Source organism: Rhodococcus sp. NPDC076796, assembly GCF_040702765.1.
Classification (GTDB): domain Bacteria; phylum Actinomycetota; class Actinomycetes; order Mycobacteriales; family Mycobacteriaceae; genus Rhodococcoides.
This window is the reverse complement of sequence record NZ_JBFBMS010000002.1, coordinates 925,221-939,714: the sequence shown is the minus strand read 5'-3', so window position 1 is coordinate 939,714 and position 14,494 is coordinate 925,221. Positions and strand designations below refer to the sequence as shown.

At 64.4% G+C, this 14,494-nt stretch carries 17 protein-coding genes; 10 read left to right on the top strand and 7 right to left on the bottom strand.

Features of this window, described 5'->3' with window-relative positions:
* Positions 1-174: 174 nt before the first annotated feature.
* The 3 genes from AB0366_RS09760 to AB0366_RS09750 all read left to right on the top strand — a co-directional run bounded on the left by AB0366_RS09760 (position 175) and on the right by AB0366_RS09750 (position 2,907).
* A complete protein-coding gene (locus AB0366_RS09760; RefSeq protein WP_366243669.1) occupies positions 175-1,299 on the top strand; it encodes a hypothetical protein in 1,125 nt (374 codons plus the stop codon).
* A 203-nt stretch (positions 1,300-1,502) separates the two neighbouring features.
* Positions 1,503-1,979, top strand: coding sequence for a GNAT family N-acetyltransferase (locus AB0366_RS09755; protein ID WP_366243667.1), 477 nt, complete (start codon positions 1,503-1,505; stop codon positions 1,977-1,979).
* Between the two features lie 97 nt (positions 1,980-2,076).
* Positions 2,077-2,907 (top strand): MerR family transcriptional regulator, encoded by an 831-nt coding sequence (locus AB0366_RS09750; RefSeq protein ID WP_366243666.1) that lies wholly within the window; start codon positions 2,077-2,079, stop codon positions 2,905-2,907.
* Here the strand turns inward: AB0366_RS09750 and AB0366_RS09745 are convergent.
* Both AB0366_RS09745 and AB0366_RS09740 read right to left on the bottom strand, forming a co-directional pair.
* Complete coding sequence (locus AB0366_RS09745; RefSeq protein ID WP_032381941.1) at positions 2,895-3,077, bottom strand: hypothetical protein; 183 nt, start codon at positions 3,075-3,077, stop codon at positions 2,895-2,897. The two genes, AB0366_RS09750 and AB0366_RS09745, sit on opposite strands and share 13 nt — an antisense overlap.
* A gap of 39 nt (positions 3,078-3,116) precedes the next feature.
* Positions 3,117-3,749 (bottom strand): hypothetical protein, encoded by a 633-nt coding sequence (locus AB0366_RS09740; protein ID WP_366243664.1) that lies wholly within the window; start codon positions 3,747-3,749, stop codon positions 3,117-3,119.
* A 135-nt stretch (positions 3,750-3,884) separates the two neighbouring features.
* On the opposite strand from AB0366_RS09740, the gene AB0366_RS09735 reads away from it, so the two are divergent.
* The 3 genes from AB0366_RS09735 to AB0366_RS09725 are packed head-to-tail and all read left to right on the top strand — an operon-like array spanning position 3,885 to position 6,576.
* On the top strand, positions 3,885-5,159 hold the full coding sequence (locus AB0366_RS09735; RefSeq protein ID WP_366243663.1) for a histidine kinase: 1,275 nt from the start codon (positions 3,885-3,887) through the stop codon (positions 5,157-5,159).
* On the top strand, positions 5,150-5,806 hold the full coding sequence (locus AB0366_RS09730) for a response regulator transcription factor (protein WP_094611272.1): 657 nt from the start codon (positions 5,150-5,152) through the stop codon (positions 5,804-5,806). Before AB0366_RS09735 ends, AB0366_RS09730 begins: the two co-directional genes overlap by 10 nt.
* Positions 5,803-6,576: a DUF4097 family beta strand repeat-containing protein gene (locus tag AB0366_RS09725; RefSeq protein WP_366243662.1), complete on the top strand. Its 774-nt coding sequence runs from the start codon at positions 5,803-5,805 to the stop codon at positions 6,574-6,576. The genes AB0366_RS09730 and AB0366_RS09725 overlap by 4 nt, the downstream gene beginning before the upstream one ends.
* Before the next feature lie 20 nt (positions 6,577-6,596).
* Here the strand turns inward: AB0366_RS09725 and AB0366_RS09720 are convergent, their stop codons facing one another.
* Together AB0366_RS09720 and AB0366_RS09715 are read right to left on the bottom strand one after the other, a co-directional pair.
* Positions 6,597-7,817: an FAD-binding domain-containing protein gene (locus AB0366_RS09720; protein WP_366243661.1), complete on the bottom strand. Its 1,221-nt coding sequence runs from the start codon at positions 7,815-7,817 to the stop codon at positions 6,597-6,599.
* Positions 7,818-7,861: 44 nt separating this feature from the next.
* The gene (locus AB0366_RS09715; RefSeq protein WP_366243870.1) at positions 7,862-8,089 is read right to left on the bottom strand and encodes a zinc ribbon domain-containing protein; all 228 of its coding nucleotides are present in this window, start codon (positions 8,087-8,089) and stop codon (positions 7,862-7,864) included.
* A 200-nt stretch (positions 8,090-8,289) separates the two neighbouring features.
* Between AB0366_RS09715 and fmdA the strand changes: the two genes are divergently transcribed.
* Together fmdA and AB0366_RS09705 are read left to right on the top strand one after the other, a co-directional pair.
* Positions 8,290-9,543: a formamidase gene (gene fmdA / locus AB0366_RS09710; protein ID WP_314140849.1), complete on the top strand. Its 1,254-nt coding sequence runs from the start codon at positions 8,290-8,292 to the stop codon at positions 9,541-9,543.
* Positions 9,544-9,558: 15 nt separating this feature from the next.
* Positions 9,559-10,053 (top strand): hypothetical protein, encoded by a 495-nt coding sequence (locus AB0366_RS09705; RefSeq protein ID WP_366243660.1) that lies wholly within the window; start codon positions 9,559-9,561, stop codon positions 10,051-10,053.
* A 5-nt stretch (positions 10,054-10,058) separates the two neighbouring features.
* On the opposite strand, the gene AB0366_RS09700 is transcribed toward AB0366_RS09705, so the two are convergent.
* Together AB0366_RS09700 and AB0366_RS09695 are read right to left on the bottom strand one after the other, a co-directional pair.
* Positions 10,059-10,205 carry a hypothetical protein gene (locus AB0366_RS09700; RefSeq protein WP_366243659.1) on the bottom strand — a complete coding sequence of 49 codons (147 nt, stop codon included), beginning with the start codon at positions 10,203-10,205 and terminating at the stop codon, positions 10,059-10,061.
* 357 nt (positions 10,206-10,562) lie between these two features.
* Positions 10,563-11,429 (bottom strand): aldo/keto reductase, encoded by an 867-nt coding sequence (locus AB0366_RS09695; RefSeq protein ID WP_366243658.1) that lies wholly within the window; start codon positions 11,427-11,429, stop codon positions 10,563-10,565.
* A gap of 200 nt (positions 11,430-11,629) precedes the next feature.
* Here AB0366_RS09695 and AB0366_RS09690 point away from each other — a divergent pair, with 200 nt between their 5' ends.
* Positions 11,630-13,483: a DUF222 domain-containing protein gene (locus AB0366_RS09690; protein ID WP_366243656.1), complete on the top strand. Its 1,854-nt coding sequence runs from the start codon at positions 11,630-11,632 to the stop codon at positions 13,481-13,483.
* A 117-nt stretch (positions 13,484-13,600) separates the two neighbouring features.
* Entirely contained in the window at positions 13,601-13,957 is a 357-nt protein-coding gene (locus AB0366_RS09685; protein WP_366243655.1) for a hypothetical protein, read from the top strand.
* A gap of 190 nt (positions 13,958-14,147) precedes the next feature.
* Here the strand turns inward: AB0366_RS09685 and AB0366_RS09680 are convergent, their stop codons facing one another.
* Positions 14,148-14,408 carry a hypothetical protein gene (locus AB0366_RS09680; protein ID WP_366243654.1) on the bottom strand — a complete coding sequence of 87 codons (261 nt, stop codon included), beginning with the start codon at positions 14,406-14,408 and terminating at the stop codon, positions 14,148-14,150.
* Between the last annotated feature and the right edge of the window lie 86 nt (positions 14,409-14,494).

The following is a 14,494-nucleotide window of genomic DNA, read 5'->3' as shown; positions in this document are numbered from 1 at the left end:
TCGGTCGGTGACTGTGCAGGTCGAACCATAGCCGTGTCGTACCGACAGGTACGAGATTTCTGTCCGATGCGATCTCCCCAACTCTCGCTTCTCAACGCCTGTTGCGCTAGTCTCCTCGGCGGGGTGAGTCCGATCTGCACCAATTGCGGATCCATATTTTCCGGGGGATACGAAGTGTCGAAGAAGTGGTTGCGCGGCGTCGTGGTGTCTGCAGTGGCGGTCGCGTTGTGTCCGATTGCCACGGCCTCGGCGGATCCTGCGCCGAGCCCGGCACCCGCGACCATCATGGGGTCGATCGACGACGGGCCGGGTAGCTTCAGCGTCTTCCGTACCGTCGACAGCGGTCAGCGTCCCACCGCGGAGGACAACGCTGCGTGCAACGACTACTTCGGCTCCCCGCGTTCGTTGACCGTGGTCGAGCGTCTCGACGCGCGGATGTACACCTTCACCAACGACCCGTCGACGGGCTTCCTGCAGAACCCGACGGCTCAGAACGTCGGACCGATCTACGTGTGCGCCGGGCCGATCATCGACGGCCAGGCCTTCCTCGACCAGTGGGGCGCACTGACGGCTCCCGGTCTGGGCGAGCTCTCGATGAACGGGCCATGCGGTCTCGAGTTCATGATCGGCTCGCCCGGACGCGCGGCCGTCGATTGTGTTCTGCGAGTGAACCCCAACGATTCCGGGGTGATCGACGGTGTCGCGACCAGCAACTCGATCGCCAACCCGCTTCGCCTGCCGGACGGACGCACCGGCTCGCTGTGGACCCTCTACACACTCGGTGAAGGCACTGCTCCCGTGCCGGAACCCGTCGCAGGAACCCCGCAACCGACCGGTTCGGTGAAGTACAGCGTCGGGCGCGAGGTGAACTCGGTCTCGACCGGAAGCACTCCCGCGTGCCCGGGTGGCGTGCGCACCACCGAGATTCACGCCGTGTCCGTGGACGCCGCCACCGGCGCGGCATCGACCGAGCCCTCCGCGGACGTCGCGGCCACCGCGTCGATCTGCTACCAGAACCCGTCGTCCCCGGACTTCGGCGCATCGCTGAGCATCACGAGCTACGGCGTCACGCCGGCGCTCACAGCCACGTCCACCGGGCAGTGCCGTCGTATGGATCTGCCCATCGAGCCGGGCACCGTGCAGCAGTCCTGTGGATTCACCTTGCCGCCGCAGCCCGCTCTCGGCCTGACGGGCGGCCAGGTGACGCTCAACGGTCTGGTTCCGACGAACGATGCTGCAGGATCGGTCAATTCCGCCATCTGGACCACCTCGTTCCTCGGTTCCATCACCCCTCGATGAACGGACGTCGGATCGGGGTTCTCGTTCTGACGTCGATTGCAAGCTGCATCTCGGGCGCGGTCGTGACCGCGCCCGGGGCGGTGGCGGGGCAGCCGAGATCTGTTATCAGAATCCGAATTCGCCTCGAACTCGGTGTCGAAGAGACGGAATTACCGCTGCACTATCCGTTGGGAGTTGCCTGAGGCCGGTGCTACCGTCTGCCGGTGGACCTCGTCGTTCCCTCCGATGATCTCGTCGCTGCCTGGCGTGATGCGCACGCCGAGTGGGGGCCGGGGTTTCACGAGGACGGTTTCGGGTTGACGGCCGATGATGATGTCGAGTCCGCACAGGGCTTTTCGGACTGGGTCGAGCGGCTCCGGGACGACGTCGAGTGCACGTACCGCTGGATCATGGAGGGCGAACGAGTGTTGGGCGGCGTCGCACTCAGACACGACAGCCACGAGTTCTCCGCCCGTCTCGGGCACATCGGCTACGGGGTTCGTCCGTCCGAACGAGGTCGGGGAGTCGCATCTTGGGCCGTACGCGAGGTGCTGACGCTCGCCTCTTACATGGGCATGCCCCGGGTAACGGCAGTCTGCGAGGTGGAGAATGCGGCCTCGATAGCGACCCTGGCGAGAGTCGGAGGCGAGCAAGTCGGCCGTCTGGGGTCGGCGGTTCGCTTCAGGATTCCCGTGCCGTGAAGAATCGGGTGCAGTCGACCGCGCTCAGCGCGGTTCAGTGCACCCGATTTTCTGCGCTTGACCCTCACACTGTGTGAGACGAGAACCTCGGAGGGTCATGTTCAGCATTGGAGAGTTCGCATCGATCGGCCGGGTGTCGGTTCGCATGCTTCGGCATTACGACGAGATCGGGTTGTTGACGCCGGCACGGGTGGATCCGTTCACGGGCTATCGCTCATACGACGGTTCGCAGTTCGAGGTTCTGGGACGCATTCTCATGTTCAAGGACCTCGGGTTCAGGCTCGACGAGGTGACGCAGATCGTGCACGGCCAGGTCGATGGTGATCGGCTACGCGAGATGCTCGCCGCCAAGCGCACCGATGTCGCCCGTCGGCTCGATCTCGACGCCGCTCGTCTGCGTCGCATCGATGCGCGGCTCTCCCACACCGAAGGGATTTCGATGATCACCGTGGACACCAAATCGTTGCCACCCACCCGTATCGCTCTTGTCACCGAGACAGCCGCAGGGTTCGGGCCCGAGAACATCGGCCCGGTCATCGGCCCGATGTACGCCCGACTCGCCCAGACCCTCGCTGGGCACGGCGTGACGTTCGGGCCATCGTCCATTGCCATGTACGAGGCCGTCGACGACGGGGACGGCACCGGCATCACCGTGCACGCCGCATTCGAGGTGGGGCCCCAGGTCGTGGCCGGTGAGGGCTACGAGGTTCGCGAGCTACCGCCCGTCGAGCTCGCGGTGACGACAGTCCACCACGGTTCGATGGCAACGATCGGCGAGACCTGGGAGCAGTTCACGGCCTGGATCGAGGCCAACGGCTACGAACTCTCCGGCATCTGCCGTGAGTACTACCTGGTGTCGGAGCCGCAGCCGCAGGAGAATTGGGTGACCGAACTGCAGCAGCCGGTGATTCGACGTCAGGACGCCTGAGCAAGCTCCACGAGGGCGGTGCACTGGCAACCGCCGGTGACCTCTTCGCATTCGAGCACCAGGAAGTGGCGAACGTACTCGAGATCCACGCAGTCCGGCTCCGTGCACTCCGCACCGCCGACCGCGTGGATCACGAGTGTGCCGTTGCAGGTATCGAAGCGTGCGGACATGCGAATCCCTTTCTGTCGTCTCTCTCTACATCCTTGATATCACCGGGCTCCGACAAGTTCGGGAGAAGACGAGCGTGTTCGACGCCTGAGCTGGGTAGCGGCCATCACCGTCAGAGCCGGAATCCAGGCGTATCCCAGGGCGGTCCTGATGACTGTCCGGTCGCCCAGCCAGGCTCCGGCCGATACCAGTACACCTGCCCACACGACTGCAGCCAGCAGGCTGAGCATCGCGTACTCGCGCTGCCGTAGTGAGGAGGTCGCCACGAGTCGCGGCGTGATGGTGCGGATACCCCCGATGAGATGTCCGGCGGTGGCGACAGCGCGTGGTCGGGATCGTGCCTGTGTGGTCAGCCCGAGGACGACCCTCATCACCGCGGCGGGCACCGCCGACTCCGCTCGCCCGAGACCCAACACTGTGTCGGTGCGGCGACTGTGCCAGAACGCCCACTGCGCGCCCATGCTCGACGCCACCGCCGCGGTCACGATGGCAGGCAGCCACGGCACGACACCGATCGACGTCAGCACCCCGAGTGTGATCGGGACGCTGTTTCCCGGTGTGAAGAGACCCAGCAACGACGCGGACTCGAACGCCAGCAGTACGAAGACGACGGCGAAGACGACCCACAGGGGCACGGACGACAGCCGGTCCACATCGAGGATGTTCAGGTTCATACCTGTCGAATCTCGTCGTCCTGGCCGCGGAACACACCACGATCGACCCACGGATCGACGGTAGGGCTGGCCCTACCTCGGGCCGTGGGTTCACAGTGCGGACAAGCCGACGACACCCGACTTAGGCTGATCCGCATGAACGAGGCACTACCGATTCCCCTGAATCCGCTCAGGGCATGGATATCGCCGCACTGGTGGTTGGCGGTGGCGTCGTTGCTGGCGTCGACTCTTGCCGGGCTGGGCGGCTGGATGATCCTGGGGCTGCTGGTACTGGCGGTGTGCGCATTGCCGTTTGCGCTCAGCGGTGTGCTCGTCTTCGCGCTGACAATTGTGGCGCTGCGGTGGATGGACCGTGCAGCGCGTGCCGGAATCGGTTTCACCGGTGGAACTCCCATCGATGGCCCCGACGTGACCGTGTACCCGACCAGTTGGCGCAAGTTCGTCTGGTGCCTCCGCGACATCGGGTTGTGGAAGTCGTTGTGCTATTGGCTCGTTCGCATTCCGGTCTCGGCCGTGCTGCTGTTCTTACTGCCGGCTCTCTTCGTGGCCCTGCCGGTTCTGGCGGCGGCACCGGTCGCATGGATAGTGACGAACCCGGTCGGCAATCAGCTCGAAATCGGCGATCGGGTGGGCTATCCGTTCGTCGCGTTGGTCGGCTTCGCCTCGCTGGTGACCTTCGTTGCGGGTGTGCCACTGCTGCTGACGGCCCTGGCGCGACTCGACTGGTGGAGTGCCGCAGCCCTTCTCGGCCGATCCGAATCCAGTAGGAGAGTGGACGAATTGACGGTCAGTCGTGCTCGCGTCGTCGACGCTGCGGATGCCGAACGCCGTCGCATCGAACGCGATCTGCACGACGGGGCCCAGCAGCGCCTGGTATCGGTGGCAATGTCACTGGGGCAGGCGAAGTCGCGCGTCGCGGCGACCGACGATGCGGTCCTGAAAGAGTTGCTCGACGACGCCCACCGGGAGGCCAAGAATGCGATCGGCGAGATCCGCACCCTCACCCGCGGTCTGCATCCGCCGATCCTGACCGACCGTGGTCTCGACGCCGCACTGTCGTCCGTCGCGGCGTTGTGTGCGGTACCGGTGGCTGTTCGGATCGACCCCGCCCTCTCCGGTGATCGACGTCCGGACGCCACCGTCGAATCGACCGTTTACTTCGTCGTCTCGGAGGCGCTGACCAACGTGAGCAAGCATGCGAAGGCCGACCACGTCCGAGTCGATGTCTCGAGAATGGAGTCCGCAGTGCGCGTGACGGTGGTCGACGACGGTTGTGGTGGAGCGCATCCGGCACCGGGGGGCGGACTGGCCGGGCTCGAGGACAGGCTCAGCGGAATCGACGGAACCCTGCTCATCACGTCGCCGTCCGGCGGCCCGACGCGGCTCGAGGTGAGCATCCCGTGCGAGTGATCATCGCCGACGATTCGGTTCTGTTGCGAGAGGGCGTCGCTCGCCTGTTGATCGATACCGGAGCAGACGTGATCGGGAAGGTCGCCGATGCGTCGGAGCTGCTCGCGGCCATGAGCGCTGCCGATCCGCTTCCGGACGTCTGCGTGATCGACGTACGCATGCCGCCGACCTTCCTGGACGAAGGTCTGCGCGCAGCGCTGGTCATCCGCCAACGGTGGCCCGCCGTAGGTGTTCTCGTGCTCTCGCAGTACGTGGAGGAACGGTACGCAGCCGAGCTCATCCGGCAGAGCACGGACGGCGTGGGCTACCTGTTGAAAGACCGGGTGGCCGACGTGGACGAGTTCGCCGATGCCGTGCGGACCGTTGCCACCGGCGGAACCGTCATCGATCCCGAAGTGGTGCAGCAGATTCTGGCTCGGGCCCCACGATCGGATCCACTCGATTCGCTGACCCCGCGGGAGCGGGACGTGTTGACCGCCATGGCCGAAGGCAAGTCCAACGCCGGAATTGCCTCTGCATTGGTGGTCGGTCAAGCAGCCGTGGAGAAGCACATCGGAAACATCTTCGCCAAGCTCGGTCTACTCGGAGACAGTGCCGATCACCGCCGTGTCATGGCCGTCCTACGATATTTGGGAGCGATCCAATGAAGAAGTCGATGTGGCGCACTGTCGTTGCCGTTTCGATGGCTGCCGCGGTCATCGGCACCGCAGGAGCAGCCACGACGGCCACCCTCGCAGTCGGTTTCACCACACCGAAGATGCAGTCCTTCGACTACTCCGCCGATGCAGCGATCGTGGGGAAGAATCTCTCAGTCACAACCAGATTCGCCCATGTGTCGGTGTCCATGAGCGATGACTCGGAGCTGCACGTGCGGGCCGACGGTTCCTACCGGGGAGATACTCCGACGGTCGACATCAGTGACGACGGCTCGAAGATCGCTGTGGAATGTTCCTACCGAAAGCGTGGCAGCTGCGACATCGGTCTCGAACTACAGGTACCCGCCGGGTTGATGCTCGACATCGACGGTGCGGCGGCCGACGTCGTACTCACGGATGTGGACGCGCAGACATCGGTGTCCACTTCGGCGGGCTCCGTGATCGCCCGAGGACCTGCCGGAACTCTGGACATCACAACCAGATTCGGTGACATCGACATCACCGATGCGGCTGTGTCGGCAGTCGAGGTGGACACGACGTTCGGTCAGGTCGCACTGGATTCGAGAGTGCCACCGGATTCGGTACTCGTGCAGAACATGCAGGGCGACAGCATGATCGAACTCCCGGCGGCCGAGTTCTACGACGTCGAGGCGACGTCGGAGAAGGGAGACGTCGACATCGACGTTATCGACGATCCGAGTTCCCCGAGGTCGGTATCCGTCACCAGTGAAGAAGGCCAGATTTCGGTGCAGCGGAGATAGATCCGGTCAGTGACTGCTGTTCAATGACTCCGACGCCACGCGCTGAACGAACGGACCGAGGACGTGGTGGGACGCACCAGCCACGGCCACGGATGCAACTCGACCGGGGCTATGGCGTCGGCGATGCGGGAGAAGCCGGGAACGGGCGCCCAGGTGGTCGCCAAGGCGCGTCCGGAGAGTTCGTCGGGAACTCGCCCGCGGCGCACCTCCAACGGGCGGGTCGATGCGATCTCACCGAGCGTCTCGGCTAGAAAGACCAGCCTTTTGCCGGAGAGCCTCAGTTTGCGCAGGAGCGGCTCGTCGAAGACGAACACCGCGGGCCGGTCGGTCTCGGCGGCGAGTGCTGGGTCTGCGGTGCCGAGTGACTCTGCTGTGATCCACACCTGTTCTGCACCAGTGCCTTCCACGTGGGCTGGGCCGGCGGAAATCGGAGCCTTGTTCAGATCGGGACCGTCGACCGCTGGGCCGAGATCGTCGTCGGGCCAATTCTCGATGGGACACGCATCTTTCAGCGCGCAGTTGCGGCACAGGGACGGTGCCCGCTTGTTCACCTGCCACCGGCTGAATCCGTAGACCTTGCCGCTTCCGGTACCGACGGTCCACTGCCAGCCGAGGCGGTTGGCGGCGCGGGAGCCGTCGAGCAGATGGGCGAACATCTCGTCCTCGCCGTCGCGCCACGTCGCTCCGGCGCGGACTGCCCACTGGGAGGCGAGCCACATGCGAGTCTGGTTGACCAGCCAACCGTCCTCGTGCAATTCACCCACCACCGAGGACATGCAATTCATCTCCTCGGGCCACGGCTGCGCGGTCCAGCCCTGCGGTCGCGGCTGCTCACGGCGTAGCGAACGACCGAGATCCGATCCGGTGCGCGCATAGAGGTGGCGGGCGTACTCCTGCCACATCAGCTCGTCGCGATAGCGGGAACGGTCGCGTGGGGGAGCGTCGGATACCGCGTCCCAGACCTCTCGCAGCGTCAGCAGCCCGTGGCGGATGTACGGCGACATGCGGCTTGCGCCTCGGCGATTCACCGGAAGAACGGTGCTGCGATCGCGGGCATATCCGGTGATGTCGAGCCCGGCCAGCGCAGTATCGGCAGCGGACTGCCCGCCGCGAATGCCTCCCGCCGCGCTGCCATCCGGCCCCTCGCGCGTCAGATCGCCCAGATGCTCGGCAACCCAGTCGACGACGTCATCGGTGGTGGAGCCGTCGGCAATCGACGGGGGAGCTGGCAGCGTGGACATGCCGTCGGACTTCCCCGTCGGCACGAAAGGGAAACGCCGGGTCGTCAGGGGCGGGGCAGTCGGCGATGCAGTGGATTGGATGTGGTCCTTGTTGCCGATCTGCCGGCCGGTGGTAGGGACGAGACCACGGCAGGTGTGTCCGCGGTGGCGCGCGAGGCGTCGTGCGCCTTCATCGCAGCGCTGTTCCCACGTCCGAGAGCAGGCGAGGAAATCTGTCGTGGGGCCGCTTCTCCGCACTCCGGGCACGTCACCTCGGACGGCGCGTCGGCCATGGAGAATCTCTGCTCGACTGGGGTGCATCGTCGCGCGCAGCGAAAACTGTAGGTGGGCACGCATCCGAGGGTAGCCGGAGATGTCGTATCAGCAACGTTCCGGCACAACGTCATACAACTTTTACACGCCATATCCGACCGGATGGACCGCGACGGTGCAATGATCGAGGCAGGGGAATCCGCGCAACCGGAGGTGTCCAGTGCCCGAACTGCTGTTTCCGCTCGACTCGACGAAGAGTTTCACCGAGCAGGAGGTCGTCGGTCACAACCGATGGCATCCCGATATCCCGGCGGCGGTCACAGTCAAACCCGGCACGTCCTTCCGGGCCCACTGTCGCGAATGGTTCGACGGGGCCATCCACAACGACGATTCCGCCGAGGACATCCTGAATGCGCCGCTCAACAACGTGCACACGCTGTCCGGGCCTTTCCACATCGAGGGGGCCGAGCCAGGTGATCTGCTGATAGTCGACATCCTCGATGTCGGGCCGATACCGCAGGAGGATTCGGGTCCGCTGGCCGGTCAGGGTTGGGGCTACACGGGGATCTTCGCCAAGCAGAACGGCGGCGGGTTCCTCACCGATCGATTCCCCGACGCGTACAAGGCGATCTGGGATTTTTCCGGTCAGACCACCACATCTCGCCACGTGCCGCACGTGAAGTACACCGGTATCACCCATCCCGGGCTCATGGGGACCGCGCCCTCGGCAGAACTGTTGGCCAAGTGGAACGCCCGTGAAGGTGCGCTGATCGCCACCGATCCCAATCGGGTTCCGCCACTGGCTCTTGCACCCGAGCTCGACGGTGCGATCCTCGGTTCGTTGAGCGGTGACGAATTCAGCCGTGTCGCAGGCGAAGCCGCACGCACCGCACCGCCACGCGAGAACGGTGGCAACCAGGACATCAAGAACCTCACCAAGGGAACCCGCGTCTTCTACCCGGTGTTCGTCCCGGGCGCGAAGCTGTCCTTCGGTGATCTGCACTTCTCCCAGGGCGACGGGGAGATCACGTTCTGCGGTGCCATCGAAATGGGTGGCTTCATGGACCTGCACGTCGACCTGATCAAGGGCGGCATGGAAACGTACGGAGTGAGCGAAAACGCGATCTTCATGCCCGGCAACACCGCACCGCAGTACTCGGAATGGATTGCCTTCTCGGGTATTTCGGTGACCGTCGACGGCGAGCAGAAGTATCTGGACTCCGACCTGTCCTACCAGAACGCCTGCATGCATGCGATCGACTACCTCACCAAGTTCGGCTACAGCCCCGAGCAGGCGTACCTGCTACTGGGCTCGGCCCCGATCGAAGGACGCCTGTCCGGGGTGGTGGACATCCCGAACTCCTGTGCCACCGTGTACATCCCCACTGCGATCTTCGACTTCCCGATAGCGCCTTCTGCGAGCGGGCCGTTCCAAATCGACCCGGGAATGGGAGCGCCGAGGGCGCAGTTCTGACTGATTTCTCCTGATATGCCGCAACTGTGGATGCTCGAGGACATGGAGCCGTGGCCCGACGAACCTGCTGTAGGGGCGGTGTTCACACCGACGACGTACTGGGCGTCACCCGACCGCATGGACCTGCCCGCCGAGGTGTGCACCGACGTTCCCGCTCGGGTCGAGGCCGTGGATATCGATGGCAGAACGGAGTGGATCGCTCACCTCGGTGACGGCTTCACCACGATGATGTCCGGCAACATGGTCGGGGACGTGATGTTGCACGGCTGCTTGGTGTGGGACAGATACCTGTGGTTGGACTTCAGGACGAGACCGCGGGGAAGCGCTCGCGTGCTGGATCGCCCAGGATTCCTGGCACAGCACGAGGAACGAAGTCCGACGCCACACCCTGGCATGTTCAGCGTGACGCCGTACGGGCGGATGGAGTACTTCGAACACGGCGCATTACCAATGAGTTTCGGCGTGCAGTGGAAGGTACTTCTGGTCGAGACCGTTGCATCGAATGGTTGAGGATCTCAGTCGTTGTGCTGCCCGTAGTTCACGGTGATGATCTGGTCGACGCGAACCGGCGAGGATTCGATCTGGGTGAGCGCGAGAAGGTCCGCAACGGTATCCGTGCTGCCTCCGAGATATGCACACGGGAAGTCGAAGTGCTGAGCCACGCACCACGTGTGGTCGGCCGGCCACCACAGATTCGGCGAGAGTCCTCTGAGCGTGTCCGCTGCGCGTGAGACGGGACCTCTGAACAGGAAGTAGTTTTCGCCGGCGACAAGGGGTTCGGCGAGCCGTTACGAGCGGGATAATTGATGCGGGCATGGGCGTCGAACACAGTGGGGACCAGCTAGCCCACCGTGGTTTGGGCGACGACCTCGAGACTGTTGTTCACCCAGTGCGCCTCCGAGACATCCTGTTGCAGATCGTCGCCCGACCATTCCGCGCGATAAGAGCTCGACGCCACAGGCGTCAGACTACCGACATCCGGTGTGGCTGAGACAACCCGTTGTGCACGCGAGAAGCGGCTAGGGCACGATCTGTGAACCGGCATCCAATTGCTCGATTTCGGAGCTGTCGAGTACCAGCTGCGCCGCATCGATGTTCGCGCGCAGGTGGGAAATCGACGACGTCCCAGGTAGCGGAACAACAGTCGCCGCGGCGTCGTTGCCGCGATGATGAACCCAGGCCAACGCGATCTGACCGGTTGTCATACCTCTGTTCGACGCGATCCTCGCGAGACTATGGACAAGTGGCGTGTCGTCCGAGCCGGTCAGGCTGCCATGGCCGAGGGGGGAGTGCGCTATGAGTGCGATGTCGAGCTCTGCGAGAGTTGGCAGAAATGATTCTGCCTCTCGGTGGGCGAGCGACCACTGTTGTTGCACAACAGCAATGGGATGTATCGCGTGGGCGCGCCGGATGTCATCGACGGTGACGTTCGACAGACCCAGGTGGCGAATCTTGCCTGCCTGCTTCAGTTCTGCCATCGCAGCGACGGTCTCCTCTATCGGCGTCTCCTCGCTGCGATGATGCAGGTAGTAGACATCGAGGTGGTCGACGCCGAGTCGCTCCAGCGTGCCGTCGATTGCAGTGTGGACGGTGTGCGGATCTGCTCTCACCGACCAGCCGTCGAACCGACCCGACTCGCCCCAATAGACGCCGAACTTGCTGCACAGTGTCACCTGATCGCGATGCGAACCCAAGGCGCGCCCCACAAGTGCTTCGTTGCCATACATTTCGGCGGTATCGAGCAACGTCACTCCGGCGTCGACGGCAGTTCGGACCAAGACTGCAGGATCCCGGTCCGAATCTCCCCACCCATCGTCCTTCAGGCGCATCAATCCCAGACCCTGAATCGGTGGGATGTCCCTTGTCCACGGCGTCGCGTCGGTCATGAGCGATACCGTAGAACCTCGAGGGCAGTTGAGGTCAACTGATGTGCTCTTCGTCGGCGCACTCGGGCGCTCGCTACCGTCCGTAACTATCAAACACGCGTTCGAAAGTTTGTCGGTGGGTCGCGATAGATTCTGTTCATGCTTTCGGGGGACGGCGGATCAGGGGTGGACGGCATCGAGACGGTGCCGCCGCCCCTGAGGTGTCCGATCCCGACCTGTCTGTGCTGGTGGACGCGGTGGAATCCGCAGTCGCGGAGTTGGCCGATCAGGCGTCGGTGGCGTGGTCGAACGCGGACCGGCGTGCGGTGATCCAACGCATGGAAACGGCGACCAGGTCGCTGACCGCGTACTCGTACACCTGGCTCAACGAACTGATCACCCAACACGGCCTCGACATCTACCCGGGCTCGGTGCCGTCGTCGGTGGCATGGATGCTGCGGATCACCCCACGAACAGCAGGCGCACGAGTGCGTCTGGCTGCGGATTTGGGGGATCGCACCTCCTTCTCCGGTGAAGTACTGCCGCCGCTGCTGCCGCACACTGCCGAAGCACTGCGGGCCGGGTTGCTCGATGCCAAGCATGTCCAGATGATCCGCGAGTTCTTTCGGCACCTGCCCAAGGACGTCGATCCGCAGACCCGCGATCTCGCCGAACAGCAGTTGGTGGGCTTCGCATCGACCAGGCGGCCTGACGACTTCGCGCCGTTGGTGGCGAATCTGGACTCGATCCTCAACCCCGACGGCGACTACGACGAAGACGACCACGAGGACGAAGACGGGAAACCGCCGAAGCCGCCCAAGCGACGGGATGCGTTCTTCTACCTCGGCGAACAAGGTGCAGACGGCATGTCGGAAGGAGAATTCTGCGTCGACCCCGAGCTACGGGCCTACCTCGAAGCCTTGTTCTCCAAAGCCGCGAAACCGGGCATGTACAACCCCGCCGACGGAAAACCGATCGTCGACGACGAGAACGACAGCGACGAAGACGACCAGACCTCCGGCGACGATGCCGGCGCACGACCGGAGCCCGAGACCACGCCCCACGAAGCAGGGGCGAGCGATGCAGGATCGGGCAGTGACTCCCATTCCGAGACACCACCGCTACCAGAGCCGAAACACGGGTGGCGAGATGAAGCGGGACTCTGGGGCGACGGTCCATGTGACAGTGACGGCTCTTGCGGTGACGGCCAATGCGGTGACGGCCATTGCGGCGACGACGACTGCGGCGACGACTGCGGAGGTGGCCTCGAATGCGGTTGCGGCACAGGCTCTGACCACACCTCCTCGGACGGCCCTGCTGTCACTCGTACCGCTGGCGGGGATACCGCCGGGCAAGGTGAGAGTCGTGAGGCACGGGACGAGGCGGCGGCGCCCACGCGCGCGGCCGCAGCCCAGCGTGACATCCGCACCCAGAACGAACGCCGTCACGACGCCCTGAAACTGGCGCTCCGGCACACCCTCGCCTCCGGCACACTCGGCACCCACCGAGGCCTACCCGTCACCGCCATCGTCACCATGACCCTGCGCGATCTCGAAGCCGGCCGCGGATACGCCAAAACCGCCACCGGATCACGCATCTCCATCCGCGACGCCATCCGCATGGCCTCCCACGCCCACCACTACCTCACCCTCTTCGACGACCACGGCAGAGCCCTCTACCTCGGCCGATCCAAACGCATCGCCTCCGCCGACCAACGCATCGTGCTCATCGCCCGAGACCGCGGCTGCAGCTTCCCCTCCTGCACCCGCCCCGCAACCTGGTGCCAAGCCCACCACGTCACCGACTGGATCGACGGCGGAAACACCGACATCGACTCCCTCACCTTCGGCTGCGACATGCACCACGCACTCGTCGGCACCGGCCCCGGCAAATGGGCGACCACGAAAACCTCAGCAGGACATCGATACCCGGGCCGCACCCTCTGGCACCCACCCACCGGAATGGACCCACGCAGGCGTGGGCTGATCAATCACGCACACCACCCCGAAGAAGTGCTCTACCCACCCGACAACCCCGGAGATGCCGGGGACGAGGAACCACGACAACCCGCATGACGGCCCGAACCAGTTTCCGGGCACAGCTCTGTCTGTCGTCGGTACATGGCAGCCGCCGCACCGGGCGCGAGCGAAAACTAGTAGGCTCTCTAGTAGGCACCTGCGTACGGTAAGTGGATGATGGTTCTCGCGAGCAGGACGGCAGTACTGTCGCCGCCGGTCCGCTTCGTATGGAAGGCGCTCATGCGACCCGACGTGCATCCGTGCAATCGCGGGTTTGCCTGGCCGGTGATGTTCGAGGACGCGACGCTGCCACGGGTCGTCGAGAGCAGCGAGTTCGACCGTGTTGTGTGGAGTTCGCCGTGGCCAACGGTTCCGGATGTGCTGGTGCAGTTCGATCTACGACCGGAGACTCGTCTCCGATGGACGCTGCTGGCTCATGCACCGGCACCGAGTGAGCGGGCCATCGAATGGTTGCGCGAGCAGGTCAGCCATCTGGTGAACGTCGATCTGCGACAGGCGCTGGGCTACTAGCGTGAGAGCTATCTGTTGCCGCCGCTCGGTCCGTAGGGATAGCGCTTGCCGACTACGAACCACAGGATCGGCCCGATGATCGGCAGTATCACCACAACGATCGCCCATAAACAGCTTCGCCCAATAGCCCATGGTGCGGTCACAGGCGATCGACAGTAACGCCATCAATGACAGCAGAACGGTGACGGCATTACCGGCAGAAGCCATACCCGAGACGGTAGCTCAGCCAGCGCTGAGAACAATCTCGGTCCGTCTCGTCGCGCGACTGGCTCCGGTGATCGATCGGGATCTTGTCCCCGTTGATGGCGTGCACCCAGGACTCCGGATCCTCGACGAGCCATGCCGCGGAGTCCGTCACCGATCCCGTCCGAAACTGGACGCGGGGCAGGATGCGGCCGACAGTCTTGGCGGCATGCAATCCGGTGACGTCCGCACCGTTGATGTCCTGCAACGGTATTCGAAGCGGAGTGGAGTTGCCGATGCGACGGAACCACAGTTCGCTCTCGGTCAGGGCATCGGGGAATCGTAGCGAGCTGG

Bases quoted from the DNA above. Each gene is read 5' to 3' on its own strand.
- AB0366_RS09750 (WP_366243666.1), top strand. From the start codon at position 2,077: ATGTTCAGCATTGGAGAGTTCGCATCGATCGGCCGGGTGTCGGTTCGC.
- AB0366_RS09745 (WP_032381941.1), bottom strand. From the start codon at position 3,077: ATGTCCGCACGCTTCGATACCTGCAACGGCACACTCGTGATCCACGCG.
- AB0366_RS09740 (WP_366243664.1), bottom strand. From the start codon at position 3,749: ATGAACCTGAACATCCTCGATGTGGACCGGCTGTCGTCCGTGCCCCTG.
- AB0366_RS09735 (WP_366243663.1), top strand. From the start codon at position 3,885: ATGAACGAGGCACTACCGATTCCCCTGAATCCGCTCAGGGCATGGATA.
- AB0366_RS09725 (WP_366243662.1), top strand. From the start codon at position 5,803: ATGAAGAAGTCGATGTGGCGCACTGTCGTTGCCGTTTCGATGGCTGCC.
- AB0366_RS09720 (WP_366243661.1), bottom strand. From the start codon at position 7,817: ATGTCCACGCTGCCAGCTCCCCCGTCGATTGCCGACGGCTCCACCACC.
- AB0366_RS09715 (WP_366243870.1), bottom strand. From the start codon at position 8,089: ATGGCCGACGCGCCGTCCGAGGTGACGTGCCCGGAGTGCGGAGAAGCG.
- AB0366_RS09705 (WP_366243660.1), top strand. From the start codon at position 9,559: ATGCCGCAACTGTGGATGCTCGAGGACATGGAGCCGTGGCCCGACGAA.
- AB0366_RS09695 (WP_366243658.1), bottom strand. From the start codon at position 11,429: ATGACCGACGCGACGCCGTGGACAAGGGACATCCCACCGATTCAGGGT.
- AB0366_RS09685 (WP_366243655.1), top strand. From the start codon at position 13,601: ATGATGGTTCTCGCGAGCAGGACGGCAGTACTGTCGCCGCCGGTCCGC.